Origin of the sequence: Vibrio sp. 1167 (genome assembly GCF_033340375.1) — a bacterium.
Classification (GTDB): Bacteria; Pseudomonadota; Gammaproteobacteria; order Enterobacterales; family Vibrionaceae; genus Vibrio; species Vibrio alginolyticus.
In genome coordinates this window covers 44,202-59,174 of sequence record NZ_JAWOWK010000004.1, presented here as the reverse complement: position 1 = coordinate 59,174, position 14,973 = coordinate 44,202, and the positions used below count along the sequence as shown (strand labels likewise).

At 44.8% G+C, this 14,973-nt stretch carries 13 protein-coding genes; 5 read left to right on the top strand and 8 right to left on the bottom strand.

Annotated elements, in window-relative coordinates:
- Positions 1–21 precede the first annotated feature (21 nt).
- Positions 22–906, bottom strand: coding sequence for a D-hexose-6-phosphate mutarotase (locus R7Z78_RS09650; RefSeq protein WP_104975512.1), 885 nt, complete (start codon positions 904–906; stop codon positions 22–24).
- 155 nt (positions 907–1,061) lie between these two features.
- Entirely contained in the window at positions 1,062–2,057 is a 996-nt protein-coding gene (gene gap / locus R7Z78_RS09645; RefSeq protein WP_005380697.1) for a type I glyceraldehyde-3-phosphate dehydrogenase, read from the bottom strand.
- A gap of 337 nt (positions 2,058–2,394) precedes the next feature.
- Here gap and msrB point away from each other — a divergent pair, with 337 nt between their 5' ends.
- On the top strand, positions 2,395–2,802 hold the full coding sequence (gene msrB, locus R7Z78_RS09640) for a peptide-methionine (R)-S-oxide reductase MsrB (protein ID WP_005380698.1): 408 nt from the start codon (positions 2,395–2,397) through the stop codon (positions 2,800–2,802).
- A gap of 117 nt (positions 2,803–2,919) precedes the next feature.
- Here the strand turns inward: msrB and R7Z78_RS09635 are convergent, their stop codons facing one another.
- On the bottom strand, positions 2,920–3,741 hold the full coding sequence (locus R7Z78_RS09635; protein ID WP_104975511.1) for a DUF2989 domain-containing protein: 822 nt from the start codon (positions 3,739–3,741) through the stop codon (positions 2,920–2,922).
- A gap of 101 nt (positions 3,742–3,842) precedes the next feature.
- Between R7Z78_RS09635 and R7Z78_RS09630 the strand changes: the two genes are divergently transcribed.
- Positions 3,843–4,127: a YeaC family protein gene (locus R7Z78_RS09630; protein WP_005380700.1), complete on the top strand. Its 285-nt coding sequence runs from the start codon at positions 3,843–3,845 to the stop codon at positions 4,125–4,127.
- A 95-nt stretch (positions 4,128–4,222) separates the two neighbouring features.
- On the opposite strand, the gene ansA is transcribed toward R7Z78_RS09630, so the two are convergent.
- Together ansA and sppA are read right to left on the bottom strand one after the other, a co-directional pair.
- Entirely contained in the window at positions 4,223–5,236 is a 1,014-nt protein-coding gene (gene ansA, locus R7Z78_RS09625; protein ID WP_017635822.1) for an asparaginase, read from the bottom strand.
- Between the two features lie 164 nt (positions 5,237–5,400).
- Positions 5,401–7,251 carry a signal peptide peptidase SppA gene (sppA, locus tag R7Z78_RS09620; RefSeq protein WP_005380705.1) on the bottom strand — a complete coding sequence of 617 codons (1,851 nt, stop codon included), beginning with the start codon at positions 7,249–7,251 and terminating at the stop codon, positions 5,401–5,403.
- Between the two features lie 224 nt (positions 7,252–7,475).
- Here sppA and R7Z78_RS09615 point away from each other — a divergent pair, with 224 nt between their 5' ends.
- On the top strand, positions 7,476–9,488 hold the full coding sequence (locus R7Z78_RS09615; RefSeq protein ID WP_053306674.1) for an NADPH-dependent 2,4-dienoyl-CoA reductase: 2,013 nt from the start codon (positions 7,476–7,478) through the stop codon (positions 9,486–9,488).
- 59 nt (positions 9,489–9,547) lie between these two features.
- Here R7Z78_RS09615 and R7Z78_RS09610 read toward each other — a convergent pair whose 3' ends face one another.
- Positions 9,548–10,864 (bottom strand): MFS transporter, encoded by a 1,317-nt coding sequence (locus R7Z78_RS09610; protein WP_104975510.1) that lies wholly within the window; start codon positions 10,862–10,864, stop codon positions 9,548–9,550.
- A gap of 173 nt (positions 10,865–11,037) precedes the next feature.
- Here R7Z78_RS09610 and R7Z78_RS09605 point away from each other — a divergent pair, with 173 nt between their 5' ends.
- On the top strand, positions 11,038–11,586 hold the full coding sequence (locus tag R7Z78_RS09605) for an NAD(P)H nitroreductase (protein WP_005380711.1): 549 nt from the start codon (positions 11,038–11,040) through the stop codon (positions 11,584–11,586).
- Positions 11,587–11,689: 103 nt separating this feature from the next.
- Positions 11,690–13,657 (top strand): DNA topoisomerase III, encoded by a 1,968-nt coding sequence (locus R7Z78_RS09600; protein WP_104975509.1) that lies wholly within the window; start codon positions 11,690–11,692, stop codon positions 13,655–13,657.
- 44 nt (positions 13,658–13,701) lie between these two features.
- On the opposite strand, the gene R7Z78_RS09595 is transcribed toward R7Z78_RS09600, so the two are convergent.
- Together R7Z78_RS09595 and R7Z78_RS09590 are read right to left on the bottom strand one after the other, a co-directional pair.
- The gene (locus tag R7Z78_RS09595) at positions 13,702–13,908 is read right to left on the bottom strand and encodes a hypothetical protein (protein WP_005380717.1); all 207 of its coding nucleotides are present in this window, start codon (positions 13,906–13,908) and stop codon (positions 13,702–13,704) included.
- Between the two features lie 183 nt (positions 13,909–14,091).
- Positions 14,092–14,781, bottom strand: coding sequence for an SDR family oxidoreductase (locus R7Z78_RS09590; protein WP_017635826.1), 690 nt, complete (start codon positions 14,779–14,781; stop codon positions 14,092–14,094).
- Positions 14,782–14,973: the final 192 nt, after the last annotated feature.

Here is a 14,973-nt window from a genome sequence, read left to right as displayed (position 1 = left end):
CCGGCCTTTATATGGTGATTCTTACTGCGCTGAAATGACAGTGACAAGTTCATGTGTCTCACCTGGTTGGAGGGTTTGACCTTGCTCAATACTTGGTGCATGAACAGCAGACTCCACACACAACATGGTTTGATAACCATCGTCAGCCATGTCACCCATGCTTTGCGCACCTTCTGCCCAAGGGTTCCATAATACTGCTGAGTTGTGGCCTTGGTTGTGTACGCTTAGCGTACGATCCAATACCGGGTCTTTTACCAAAATTTTCGCTTCTGGTTGCGTGTAAACGCGATCAATGGTGTCAGTTAGTTGTAGAACATTACCACCTTGGCATACCGCATCAGTTTTCAAGCTATCAATGTACTCGGCACCCATGCCTGTCGTTTGTGCTTGCTTAATGTCTCCAACGTTTAGGTAAGTATGTAATGCGCCAGAGAAGGTCCAAGCCTCGTCATCAATGTTCATGACTTTGAGCGTCACTTTTAGCTCATCGCCCACTTCAATCACCAAACGAGCGTCAAACATATGGGGCCAAATATCGTGGATTTCTTCTGTCGGGAACAGAGCAAGTTCAACAATCACACCGTTATGGTTCTCACGATGTTCAACCAACTCCCATTCTGCGGTGCGGGCAAAGCCGTGAGCTGGAGCAGCAATACGCCCAAACCAAGGCCAACAAACCGGAATACCACCGCGAAGAGCAGCTTTACCATCGAAGACAGCTTTTTCGCTCATCCAGATCAGATCTTCTTGACCTTTAGGCGTGAACGACACGACATGACCACCGTGTAGCGAGATGCCTGCCGTTGCTTTGTCATGAATCACGCGGACGATTTTTATCTGATCAACTTCAACGATAGTGACGTTATCAGATAGCACCGTTAGGGCTGGGAGAGTTTTTAAATCCATGTGTAGTTTCCTATCGCTGGGGAGAGCTTTTAGACGCGCTTCGCACATTAAATGCAACATCGAGCCTGCATTCTCTCAAATTCCAGATACAAAAAAGGCGACTCTAGAGCCGCCTTTTCTTTAACGAAGTTATTCGCTAATTGCTAACTTTCTAATTACTTAGAGATGTGAGCGATTAGGTCTAGAACTTTGTTTGAGTAACCGATTTCGTTGTCGTACCAAGATACAACCTTAACGAATTTGTCAGTTAGCGCGATACCAGCTTTAGCATCGAATACTGAAGTGCAAACTTCGCCGATGAAGTCTTGAGATACAACTGCATCTTCAGTGTAGCCTAGAACGCCTTTTAGTTCGCCTTCAGAAGCTTCTTTCATCGCTTTACAGATGTCTTCGTAAGAAGCACCGTTAACTAGGTTAACAGTTAGGTCAACTACAGAAACGTTAGCAGTTGGTACGCGGAAAGCCATACCAGTTAGTTTGCCGTTTACTTCTGGAAGTACAACGCCTACAGCTTTAGCAGCACCAGTTGAAGATGGGATGATGTTTTGAGAAGCACCACGACCACCGCGCCAGTCTTTAGCAGAAGGACCATCTACAGTTTTTTGAGTTGCTGTAGTTGCGTGAACTGTAGTCATAAGACCAGATTCGATACCGAACTTGTCGTTAAGAACTTTAGCGATAGGCGCTAGACAGTTAGTAGTACAAGAAGCGTTAGAAACGATGTCTTGACCAGCGTAAGTGTCGAAGTTTACGCCGTTAACGAACATTGGAGTAGCGTCTTTAGAAGGACCAGTTAGTACAACTTTTTTCGCGCCAGCAGTGATGTGCTTACGTGCAGTCTCGTCAGTTAGGAAAAGACCAGTTGCTTCAGCTACAACGTCAACACCGATTTCGTCCCATTTTAGGTCTTCAGGGTTGCGCTCTGCAGTAACACGTACAGTTTTACCGTTAACGATTAGGTTACCGCCTTCAACTTCAACAGTACCGTTGAAACGGCCGTGAGTTGAGTCATACTTAAGCATGTATGCCATGTAATCTACATCGATAAGGTCGTTAATACCTACTACTTCGATGTCGTTGCGCTCTTGCGCTGCACGGAATACGAAACGACCGATACGGCCAAAACCGTTAATACCTACTTTGATAGTCATTATAGTTGCTCCACAACTTAATTTCTGATTAAAGATAACTGGTAGTAAAATTACAGAATCCAGTAAACATCTGCAAGTGATAATCGGACTTAACTTGTTTAAAGTCAAAAAAAAGCGACGCTTTTTTTAACAATTCTTTGCAAATGTACGTTTTTTAAACTTTTAACTGATTCTTCTGTAGCCCAGTTGGCGTAATATAACTGGTGAGATAAGTGCTCTTATCAAATTAATTACGCATGGTGTCCTGGTGAGAAAGTATGTGCTACAACTGTTAAGAGAAGCAAGTTTTTTGCTAAAAAAGTCAATACCAAGAACAGTAAATAAGGAGCCGAAAGTCGTGGAACAAAGCGGGAAAAAAGTGACGAAGTCAGATGAACAGTGGCGTGAGCAACTGTCTGATGAAGAGTTCCGTGTTTGCCGAGAGCAAGGTACAGAGCCTCCTTTCAGCGGTAAGCTACTGCATAATAAGGAAACTGGTGTTTATGCTTGTACTTGTTGTAATGCCCCTCTCTTTGTCTCTGATAACAAGTATGACTCTGGCTGCGGATGGCCAAGTTTTGATGCGCCTATCAACGATCAAGCGGTGCGTTATTTAGAAGATCTAAGTCACGGAATGGTACGTACAGAGATTCGTTGTGCAACGTGTGATAGCCATCTAGGGCACGTTTTTGAAGATGGCCCACAGACCACAGGAGAGCGTTTTTGTGTTAATTCTGTGTCGTTAATTTTCAACAAATCAGAATAATAACGACAAAATTGTGCTCGAGATTGTTTTATCCTTTCAGGATGATTCATGCTCAACAGTGATCTGAGTGTCGCTCGACTTAAATAAAAACTCCCGCTCATTGCGGGAGTTTTTCGTTTATATCTCACTGGGTATCATTGCTGGGGAATAGATACCTTTCTCTATGGCTTTCGCCACCGATTCGGCTAATTCATCCAACTGCTTATATCGCTCTGGATGACTGAAATTGAACATACGTTGGAGCTGCTTTTCATCAGCAAGCGGTACGTCGAATCTCTTCGCGACCATTGCCCATAGATACGCTTGCTCTTTGTCTCCAAGCCCCTGATGAATACTTGCCATTGACTTGAGAATGACCGGATTGATGTTGTCTTCATCAGATAAAGACAACGCGTTATTAAGAAGCTCCAGGGTTTTCTTGGTATCTCGGTTGGTATAAAAAGTGGCTAATGCATATTGCATCTCAGCATTATTTAATTGGGGAGACCCTTCCATTTGTAAAAATGCGCGCCGAGCTTGAGTATCTCCCGTTTGAGACCATAAGAAATACAAAGTAGCCGGGTCTTCTGAGCCTTTTAACTCGTTTACGATGCGCTCTAGCTCATCAATACTGTTTACCAATGCATTAAAGCGTTGTCTTTTGAGAGCACTTTGATCAATAGGGGTGATCTGGGAGGCGAGTTCTAAGCATTTCCTATATTCAGCGACCAGACCGTATTCGATGATTTGGTTTGCTTCCGATGGGTTTTTCAATTGCTCAAACCGATGCCAAACCAAATTTGTTCTTGGAATTCGACATTGGCCGTCATCCATATTGAGCTGCTCGCAACGCAGTTCTGGTGTTTTTTGGCACAACTCTTCGGTTGTCACGTTACCTTCAAAACAGCCCGATAGCACAAAACATGCGAGGCTGAGAAGTAACCAGTTTGTTCTTTTCATGGCTTTGCTTGTGATCCGTTACACCAATTCATTTTCGTATTCTTGACTCAGTTTCTTAACCCGTTATGTTCTGTAAATAGAATGTAATAAGAAGGTACACTATGGACGCAGAACAACTATTACAAGCGATGACTCCAGAAGTTTATGATCGCTTAGTCTATGCAGTAGAAACGGGAAGATGGCCTGAGGGTACAACACTTTCTAAAGAGCAGCGAGATTCGTGTATGCAAGCTGTGATGTTGTATCAATCAAAACATAATACTGATGCGCAGCATATGACGGTTGCAGCCGGTGGTGAAATCAGTTTTAAATCAAAACAAGAGCTTAAAAAACAATTCAGCGGAGAAGAGAGCGATATTGTTCGTGTCAATCCGAACATTGATTAATCCTTACGCCTTATTTCTCAAAATTTTATTATATTGATTTTGAAAGAAAAAAGCCCAAATTGTATTGGGCTTTTTAGATCGCAGAAAGCTTGAACTTACAGGCTCATTTCACCACGCAGTACTTGTTGCATTCTCTCTTTTACTTCTTCGTAAGAAAGGTTTTGGCTTAGAAGGTAGTGTAGTTTTGCCAGCGCCGCTTCGGGCGTCATGTCAAAGCCACTGATAACACCAGAGTCTGCGAGCGCACAACCTGTGGCATATCCGCCCATATTCACTTTACCTGCCAAACACTGAGTTAGGTTTACGACAATAACGCCGCGCTCAGAGGCTTCTTTCAGGTGACCAAGCAGCTCAGGGTTTTGAGGAGCATTGCCGACACCAAAAGTCAGAAGAATCATCGCATTCACGGGCTGACGAAGCGTGTTGCGGATAACTTCGTGTGAAATACCAGGGTACATGGTGATCACACCGATTGGTTGTGGCGTGATGTTGTGAACCTTAAACTCACCTTCTGGTTGTGCACCAACGGTTACGCTGTTGCTAACTTGAATATTGATCCCAGCTTCCAATAGTGGAGGAAGGTTTGGTGAAGTAAAGGCATTAAAACCGTCTGCATGAGATTTTGTGCTGCGGTTACCACGCATCAATTGATTATTGAAGAACAAAGTTACTTCGTTGATCGGGTAGTTTGCCGCAATATGTAGCGCGTTTAACAGGTTTGCTTGGCCGTCAGAACGCAGCTCTGCGAGAGGGATTTGTGAACCCGTTACAATCACTGGCTTACCAAGGTTTTCAAGCATGAAAGACAATGCGGACGCTGTGTACGCCATGGTGTCAGTACCATGTAGGATAACGAAACCATCGTATTTGTCATAGTTGTCACGAATATCATTCGCAATCTGCTGCCAGTCAGCAGGTGTCATATCTGATGAGTCAATCAGAGGGTCGTATTCGTGGATGGTGTAATCCGGCATTTCAGGACGATGGAATTCGGGCATGCTTGCTAATTGCTTTTCCATAAAGCCAGCAACAGGCACATAGCCGTGGTCGGATTTTTGCATTCCGATGGTACCACCGGTGTAAGCGATGTAGATGTGTTTTCTAGTCATCGTTTTTTCTTTCGTGTAGGGGAACAGAGGCGGGGATTATATACCTAAATAACCTTGAGATGCGAGGCTATACGCACAGCATCAGAAAGTCATCTGAGGAGATGCAAAGCCTAATAAAAAGGGCACTTCAAGTAGAAGTGCCCTTTGTAATATTGATGGAAAAACTACTGCACTTGGCAGTTCAAACAAAATGCGTATTGACCTTTAGGATCGTTGAAGCTTTGGAGCAAGCTTGCGTCTTGTTCGAATTGTTGAGCTACGGGTTGAAGACTTTTTGGTAGCAAGCTTGTTGCATCAATACCTAGAGAGACTTTCACCTGTTTCATAAACTCTTGTAGAAATAGTTCAGTAGGTGAAAGAGGCTCTTCTACCCAGTAAATGCCATAATCGGTCACGTTCGCTAGTTTCGCCGCTAGCTCTACAGCATCATCAAAGTCACCCATTTGATCGACAAGACCAAAGGATAGTGCATCTTGGCCAGTCCAAACTCGACCTTGAGCAACTTTGTCAACTTCCTCTAGAGACATATCGCGATTCTCGCCAACTAGAGAAATAAAGCGCTTGTAACCGTGCTCGATACCTAACTGGAACACTTGAGACGCGCCCTCAGAAAGGCCAGTGGTAATACCGTCACCTGAGAACGGCGATGTGCCAACGCCATCAGTATTAATACCTAACTTGCTAAAGCCTTTTTCAAACGTGGTGATGACACTAAATATACCAATGGAGCCCGTCAGGGTTGTTGGCTGAGCAACGATTTTGTCTGCGCTCATTGAAATCCAATAACCACCAGAAGCGGCCAAACTCGACATGGATACAACAACCGGCTTACCTGCTTGCTTCAGAGCTTCTACTTCGTTACGAATCACTTCAGAAGCAAAGGCACTGCCTCCTGGACTATCTACTCGTAACACGACCGCTTTCACTTTTTCATCATTGCGTGCTTGACGCAGCAAGCTTGCGACCGTGTCACCACCAACAGTTCCGCGAGGTTGTTGACCGTCCATAATCGCGCCACTGGCTAGAACAACGGCGATGTCGTGTTGAGGTAGTGTGTAATCGGGACGAATCGTTGCAAGGTAGTCGTAGTAACCAATCGCGTTGTAGCTGTCTTTGCCGTCGCTACCAAACTGTTTTGCAAATAGAGTGCGAATGTCTTGGCGTGTCGCGAGTTCATCCACTAGCCCCAATTTGACTGCGAGCTGAGCAATATCGCCATTTACAGACTTCATCTCGTTAATCAGCTCATCCATGGTTGGATTAAGCACTTTCGCATCAATGTTTCGGTTTGTTGTTACGTCATCAACAAAAGCACTCCATAATTGAGTAACCCAACGTGTTGCTGACTCTTTCGCCGCATCGGACATGTCATCACGAATAAAAGGTTCGATAGCGGATTTATAAGTACCTACGCGAAAAACATGAGTAGAAACGTCAAGCTTTTCAAGTAACGTTTTGTAGTACATTGAGTAAGCGCTGTAACCTTTAATCAATACACCACCATCAGGTGCCAGATAAACTTTATCGGCGTAACTTGCCAAGTAATATTGGCTTTGGTTGTAGAAATCACCTACGGCGTAAACGGGTTTGCCTGATGCTTTAAATTCGTTCAACGCTTTCGCGATGTAACGTAGTTTCGTGAGATTTGTTTCTGGCATGTCTCGCAGTGCTAGCACTAATCCAGACACTTTAGGATCGTCTTTCGCGTAGCGAATAGTATCAACGATATCGAAAAGGACGTTTTCTTTCGGTAGCTCATTACCCAAAAGGGAACCAGCAAAAGAGTCCATTGGGTTTACATAACGTCTTTGTTCGACAATTGGGCCTGAAAGGTTCATCACCAATGCCGATTCTTTTTCGACGACAGGTTGACCGTCTCCGGTATAAGTAAAGGCAAAGTAGAAAACGGCAATCATCAGCAAGAAAATTAGGTTTGCCAGTGCGAGTCTGATGAAAGTGATACTTTTCCATATCCCTTTAAATATCAAACCAATAAATTTGAAGAGTTTTTTCATCTTGTCTCCATAACGAGATAGTTACGCCGAGTCTAACAAAGTATGGGTTCTTATCTCTAAGATCTCAAAAGATAACATTTTTTTAGCTTATCACGACCACTCAACAATTGGCATATTTTCACACGAGATTGATCGGTGTTACAAAAATGTAAACGCTTGTTTGATTTTTTGGTTGAGCAGGCTTAATCTGGTCAGACCATGATAATAACAATGGATGTTAAGTGATGTCTGCCATGTACCCAAACCTATTAAAGCCACTGGACCTCGGTTTCACACAATTACGAAACCGAGTTCTGATGGGATCAATGCACACTGGCTTAGAAGAGCACAAAGAAGGATTACAGAAGCTCGCGGCTTTTTATGAAGAACGCGCGAAAGGCGGTGTCGGACTGATTGTAACCGGAGGTTTTTCTCCTAACTTACGCGGTCGTTTACACCCGTTGAGTGCTGAATTCAGCAAGCCAAAACATGCTAAAGCCCATAAAGTTGTGACAGAAGCGGTGCACAAGCACGGTGGTAAAATTGCGTTGCAAATTCTCCATGCTGGGCGTTATGCAATGCATCCATTCTCGCAAAGTGCATCTGGCATTAAAGCGCCAATTGCAAAGTTTGCTCCGAGTGAAATGAGCGACCGCCAGATAAAGAAAACCATCGACGCGTTTGCTAATAGTGCGGAGTTAGCACAGCTTGCTGGTTATGATGGCGTCGAGTTAATGGGCTCGGAAGGTTACTTGATAAACCAATTCTTATGTAAACGTACTAATATGCGTTACGACGAATGGGGTGGCAGCTATAAAAAACGTATGCGTTTTCCGCTAGAAATTGTTAAAGCGGTACGCAAGACGGTAGGTGACAAGTTCATCATCATCTTCCGTCTTTCTATGCTGGATCTTGTCGAGCAGGGCAGCACTTTTGAAGACGTTATCGAATTGGCGAAAGCACTTGAAGAGGCTGGCGTCACGATTATTAATACGGGTATCGGTTGGCATGAGGCTCGAATTCCGACAATTGCGACTCAAGTACCACGCGGTGCGTTTACATGGGTTACGGAAAAAGTTAAACCTCACGTTTCGGTTCCTATTATCACTTGCAACCGTATAAATACGCCAGATGAAGCAGAACGTATTTTATCTTCAGGTCATGCCGACATGGTTTCGATGGCGCGCCCATTCTTGGCCGATCCTTACTTTGTTGCTAAAGCCGAACAGGAAAAAGCGCAGCTTATTAATACGTGTATTGGTTGTAATCAGGCGTGTCTAGATAACGTGTTTAAAGGTAAGCGCGCCAGTTGCTTAGTGAACCCTCTAGCGTGCTATGAAACCGAAATTGTTGTTGAACCAGCCTTTAAAAAGAAAAACATTGCAGTTGTTGGTGCTGGACCTGCGGGCTTGGCTTGTGCGACCACACTGGCTGAACGTGGCCATAAGGTTGATTTGTTCGAAAAGAACGACCGCATCGGTGGTCAGTTCCGTCTTGCGATGCAGATCCCTGGTAAGGAAGAGTTTCGAGAGACGATACGATATTTCGCTAACCGTATTGATGAAACAGGCGTGAATCTGCACTTATCGACGGAAGCGAACTATGACTTACTCACAGAGTACGATGAGATAGTGATGGCATCGGGTGTTGAGCCACGTAAAGTCAATATTGATGGAATTGATAACCCAGAGAAAGTCGTCGACTATCAAACTCTCATTCGAGACAAAACGCCAGTCGGTGAGAAAGTGGCTATCGTTGGTGCTGGTGGCATTGGCGTAGATGTCGCGACCATGCTCACAGAGCCAGTTGGACAAACGTTGGATGACTGGTTGCATGAATGGGGAATCGACAAGGAGATGTCTCAGCCGGGTGGTTTATACCCTTACCCTGATGCGGTTAGCGATAAAGAAGTCTGGGTACTTCAGCGTCGTAAAGGTCGTGTAGGTAAAGGTCCGGGTAAAACGACAGGTTGGATCCATAAACGTACCCTTGAAAAACGGGGCGTACATTTAGTCGGTGGTGTGTCTTACGATAAAATTGATGATCAAGGTTTGCACATTCATGTAGATGGAAAAGAACAATTATTGAACGCGGACAAAGTCGTCATTTGTGCGGGGCAAGAGTCTGTTCGTCCATTTGAAGATAAATGGTCTGAACTCGGAGAGAAGATTCATATCATTGGCGGAGCTGACCATGCGGGTGAACTTGATGCTGTGCGTGCGATTCGTCAAGGTGTTAAATTGGCGGTAAAACTCTAGCCTTTTAATGTGTGTTTACCATAAAAGCTGCGCTTTGAGCGCAGCTTTTTTGTATAGAACTAGTCACTGATAACTGGCAGTTGTTTGGCCATTACCACGCCAGCAAAAGTAATAAAAGAGAACACTAACACCACAGCTGAAAGGCTCAAGAAGTTCGACATAACACCAAGAGAGCTCATTAGAAGCAGCATTATCCCAACCACTGTGTTACTCACGGCTACATAGCTCGTCCGTTTGTCACCTTCTGCGATATCAACTAAATAGGTTTTTCGTCCGACTCGTATTCCGTCGTGGGCAATACAAACACAAAAGTAAAGCAGAGGAATCACGAATAGGAAGCTTTGGCTAGCGGTGACCCATGTATCGTAAACAAATAACACAACACCAAGTAGCGCGCTCATCATTGCGCCTATGACCATCACACTGCGGCTAGAGCGATCGGACATTCTTCCCCAGAAAGGACCTGACACAAAGGAGGCTAAGCCACTCGCAAACATAAAGAGAGCTAGCACCCAGAGCTGTCCACCCAGAGATTGCTGTGCCAGCACAACGTAGTACGGTGCACTCAGCGCAGAACATAAAAATAGTGTCCGCGTGATAACGAATCGACGAAAGGTCACGTCTGTCTTAAGTAACGCGAGTTGTTTAAATGCTTCGAGGACGCCATTTCGACCACCGTCTACCTCACCGGCATACTCATTAATTCGCGCATAGACTAATGCCGCGATGAGCCATATGACGCCCGCTAAGCCTAAACTCAGACCGTAAAAGCGCTCTGTCGGCTCTACGTCCCATAACCAGGCTAGTGCCAGAAGGCTAGCGAAAAGCAGCGTAACCAGGCCAGCAGCGCTTGAAGACCAGCCGTTGACTTGACCTCGTTGGTTTTTAGGGATGGTTTTGCCCAATACATCTTTTGATGCGACGGAATTTAAACCGCGTGAGAGGCTGAAGATCACAAGACATGCAATCACACCATAACCCGCAGCTGCTCCTGTTAGAGTTAATGCGACCAATCCGATTGCAAATATGGAAAGAGCCTGCAAGATGCTGCCAATTACCCAGACCCATTTTCTTACTGGAATGCGTCGGATGTAGTGCGCGATGCTAAGTTGTGGGATAAGGGATCCTGACTCACGAATAGGAACCAGCCAACCAATTAAATAAACCGGTGCCCCGAGACTTTGTAGTATCCACGGCAACGTGACTTTAGGGTTGATTAACGCATCGCCGACCTTCGTTAAAAACTGAGCGAGAATGATTTTAAGAAAGTTGCCGGGAACTTGATGACAAGCTGATTCAGGAATCGCCTTACAGGCACGGGCATCTTCGTCATTAACGATCTTTTCGTAAATGCTGTTTTGTTTGTCCTTGTTCATCAACCTGCCTATGTTCAACTTATTCATTTCGCGAATAAATTAACATTAAACCCAGATTGATGTTAAGTGAAGCACGTTATCAAGCCCACAGAAAACCGGTTGTTATTCGCAGGAGCAGATTGTGCTAAAGTGGCGTAAACAAAATAACAACGATATTCAATAAGGATTCTTTCATGGACGCTCTCGATCTTTTGCTCAATCGCCGATCTATCGCGAAGTTATCCGCGCCTGCTCCAGAAGGTAAAGCACTTGAGAACATCATTCGTGCTGGCCTTCGTGCGCCTGACCATGCGGGATTAACCCCTTGGCGTTTCGTTATCGCACAGGGCGATGGTTTGAAAAAACTGTCAGATATATTGGTAAAAGCGGCAGAAGCTGAAAATAGTGATGAAGCGGTGGTCGAAAAGGTAAAGAATGCCCCATTTCGCGCACCAATGGTGATCACGGTGATTGCTAAAGTAACAGAACATGAGAAAGTACCAGCACTAGAGCAACACTTATCTGCGGGATGCGCTGTACAAGCGATGCAAATGGCAGCCGTAGCGCAAGGCTTTCAAGGGTTTTGGCGCTCAGGTAAGTGGATGTTCCATCCAGAAGTTCATCAAGCATTTGGTTTAGAGGGTGACGATGAGATTGTTGGTTTCTTGTACTTAGGCACGCCTGGTTGTACACCGATGAAAGTTCCTGAGCGTGACCTTTCTCAGTTTGTTGAATTCCTATAACTAAAAACTTAAATAAACTGACTGTTTATTTATACAGTTTTTCTTGATTTATTAGGGCTACATTCGATAATGTGGCCCTAATTATATTTATTTCCAAAACGTTATGTCTCGTCTGTTTATTGCTGAAAAACCAAGTTTAGGCCGTGCGATTGCCGCTGCACTGCCAAACCCTCAAAAGAAAGATCAAGGATTCATCCGCTGTGGGAACGGGGATATCGTTACTTGGTGTATCGGCCACTTACTCGAACAAGTCGAACCCGACGCTTACGATGAGCGTTATAAAAAGTGGAATATGGCAGATTTACCAATTGTTCCGCAGCAATGGCAGCTCAGACCGAGGAAAAGTGCAAGTAAGCAATTAACAGTGATTCGTAAATTGCTCAAAGAAGCTAACGAAGTCATTCATGCAGGAGACCCAGATCGAGAGGGTCAGCTGTTAGTTGATGAAGTTCTGGACTATTGCAAGTTATCTAAAACCAAGAAGGAATCTACACAGCGTTTGTTGATTTCCGACTTGAACTTACCTGCGGTTAAACGTGCTCTCAGTTCTATGCGCAGTAATCGCGAGTTTATCCCACTTTCAGTTTCAGCATTGGCCCGCTCTCGGGCTGATTGGCTGTATGGTATGAACATGTCTCGTGCTTATACCTTGCTTGGTCAAAAAGCAGGGTATCAAGGTGTTCTCTCGGTAGGGCGAGTGCAAACGCCAGTTCTTGGCTTAGTGGTGCGTCGTGATGAAGAAATCGAAAACTTTGTCCCGAAGGACTATTTTACCCTACATGCTCTGATCCCATATCAAGATGCCAATGGTACTTTTGATATTCGTGCTCGTTGGAAGCCAAGTGAGGCATGTAAGCCTTGGCAGGACGAAGAAGGTCGAGTATTAAACCGTAAGTTGGTAGAAAATGTTGCAAACCGTATTGCAAATCAACCCGCAAAAGTGACAGAGTCGGAACAAAAGCAAACCAAGCAATCAGCACCATTACCTTATTCGTTATCTGCTTTACAGATCGATGCCGCGAAGCGCTATGGTATGAGTGCGCAACAAGTACTAGATACTTGTCAGGCATTGTATGAAAAGCACAAGCTGATCACTTACCCGCGTTCAGATTGTCGCTATTTACCGATGGAACACTACTCACAAGCAGGGACGGTGACAACTGCTATTGCGAATAACGCAAAAGAGTTGCAAGTTGCCGTTCAGGGAGCAGACTTAACATTAAAGTCCAAAGCCTGGAACGATAAAAAAGTGGATGCGCACCATGCGATTATCCCTACACCGAAGCAAGCTAATGTGAATGCGCTTTCCGGCAATGAGATGAAAGTGTATCAATTGATTGCGCGCCAGTACCTCATGCAGTTCTATCCGGCGGCGGTTTACGCAGAAGCGAAATTGGTTTTCGATATCGCTGGTGGTACGTTTATCGCGAAAGGTCGTCAGTTAGTTTCGCCGGGTTGGAAAGCGCTAATGGGCAAAACTGACAAGGAAGATGAAGGTATTGATGCCGTGCCACCGCTACCCGAAGGCACCGTGTTAACTTGTCGTGAAGGGGAAATAAAAGACCGAAAAACCGAGCCACCAAAGCATTTTACCGAAGCATCGCTGTTGCAAGCGATGACCGGGATCGCCCGTTACGTTGCGGATAAAGAACTGAAAAAAATCCTTCGTGACACTGATGGGCTAGGCACGGAAGCGACTCGCGCTGGTATTTTGGACACGCTGTTCAAACGCCAACTGCTTACGCGTCAAGGTAAGTCAATTCTCAGTTCTCCTGCGGGAAGAGGTCTCATTCATGCCTTGCCAGAAGATTCAACATACCCTGATATGACGGCTCATTGGGAGCACCAGTTACAAGGTATGGCAGAGAGAAATCAAGCATATCAGCCGTTCATGCAAGCACTGGAACAACGCATTGATAGCTTGATGGCACAAGTAAAAGCAGGCCCTATCCCTGATTCATTACGTCATTTACCCAAGGTGGAACGTCCTGCGTTTAAACGTAAAAAGCGCAGTTATTCAAAGAATGGTGGCGCGACTAAATCTCGTGCAACCAAAGGTAAGCAGGCATAGGACAAGCGCGGTGTAATTAAACACCGCGCATGCTTGAAAATAGATTACTCGAACAGGTCACCGTGGTTTTGGATCGCGCCTCTTACTTCACCTTGAGTTAACACGCGTTTGTCCAGTACCTCTTTCACCTGGTTGCCCAAGTCAACTAATGTATCTCGATTCGCTTGAGTTTGGCGTTTACCAGCACTTCTCAAGCAGTAATTTAGTTCGTGCTCTTCGCTAAAATTAACCAAATCCCTATCTGCTGCCATCGTGCTTTCTCCTTATTTGTTCTACTTTTTCCTAAGTCTGGATTGGATGTAGATAAATTCAAGTTAGATTGCGTGAATTATGCTGGTGGATCACTGATGAACATTATGTTTGCCAACCAAGTCACGATTATGAAGCCTGGCTTTGATGGTATTTGGTTTAGTGATGGTTGTGTCTTAATGCTGCTACCAAGGTAACTCAGTACCATCGTAGTTAATAAATCGACCTGAAAGCTGCGGTGTGCTCAGCTCTATCACGTTCGCTAGGCCTTGCGCGGAGGTTTGCGTATCTATCAAAGCATTTGGCCCGCCCATCGCCGTTTTTACCCAACCAGGGTGAAGCGCTAAAACGGTAAATCCTTCAGGTGTTAAATCATTACTTAAGCTTTTCACAACCGAGTTAAGCGCCGCTTTCGATGAGCGATAAATATAACCGCCACCGGACGTATTTTCGGTCATGCTCCCCACTTTTGATGAGATACAAGCAATCTTTTTTATCTTGCCTTGTTGTAAGCGAGGGTAACAGTGCTCAACCAGTTTTAACGGTGCAATGGTGTTTACTTCGAAGGCTTTACGCCATTCTTCTACGTCAGTGTTTCCAAAGCCATATCCCTTGGGGCCGTAATATCCTGCATTATTGATGAGTAAGTCGATGGCAGGGAGTTTATCGGCAAGCTTAGCGACTTGTTCGTAGTGAGTGACATCCAGTTCGTGCAAAACCAAATTACTGAATTGTGAGGCTAGAGTTTGTAGTTCTGAACTGTTCTCTAAGGAACGGCTAGTAGCATGTACTTGGTGGCCTTGCTTCAGGTACAGCTCAGTTAAGCTAAGGCCAATGCCGCGATTTGCTCCGGTAATAAAGACGGTTTGACTCATACAAACACCTATGTTTTTTTGATTTCAGTTGAAAGTCATTGTGTTAGTTAAGCACAATAAAATCAACCAACCACCACGCACCAACAACAAGAGATGAAAATAGGGACAGGGCACAAAGAGAGCCAAACAGTGCGCCGAGAATAGCAAAGAAAGTAGAATTCATATGTATATTAAATTTAATTGATATTGAAA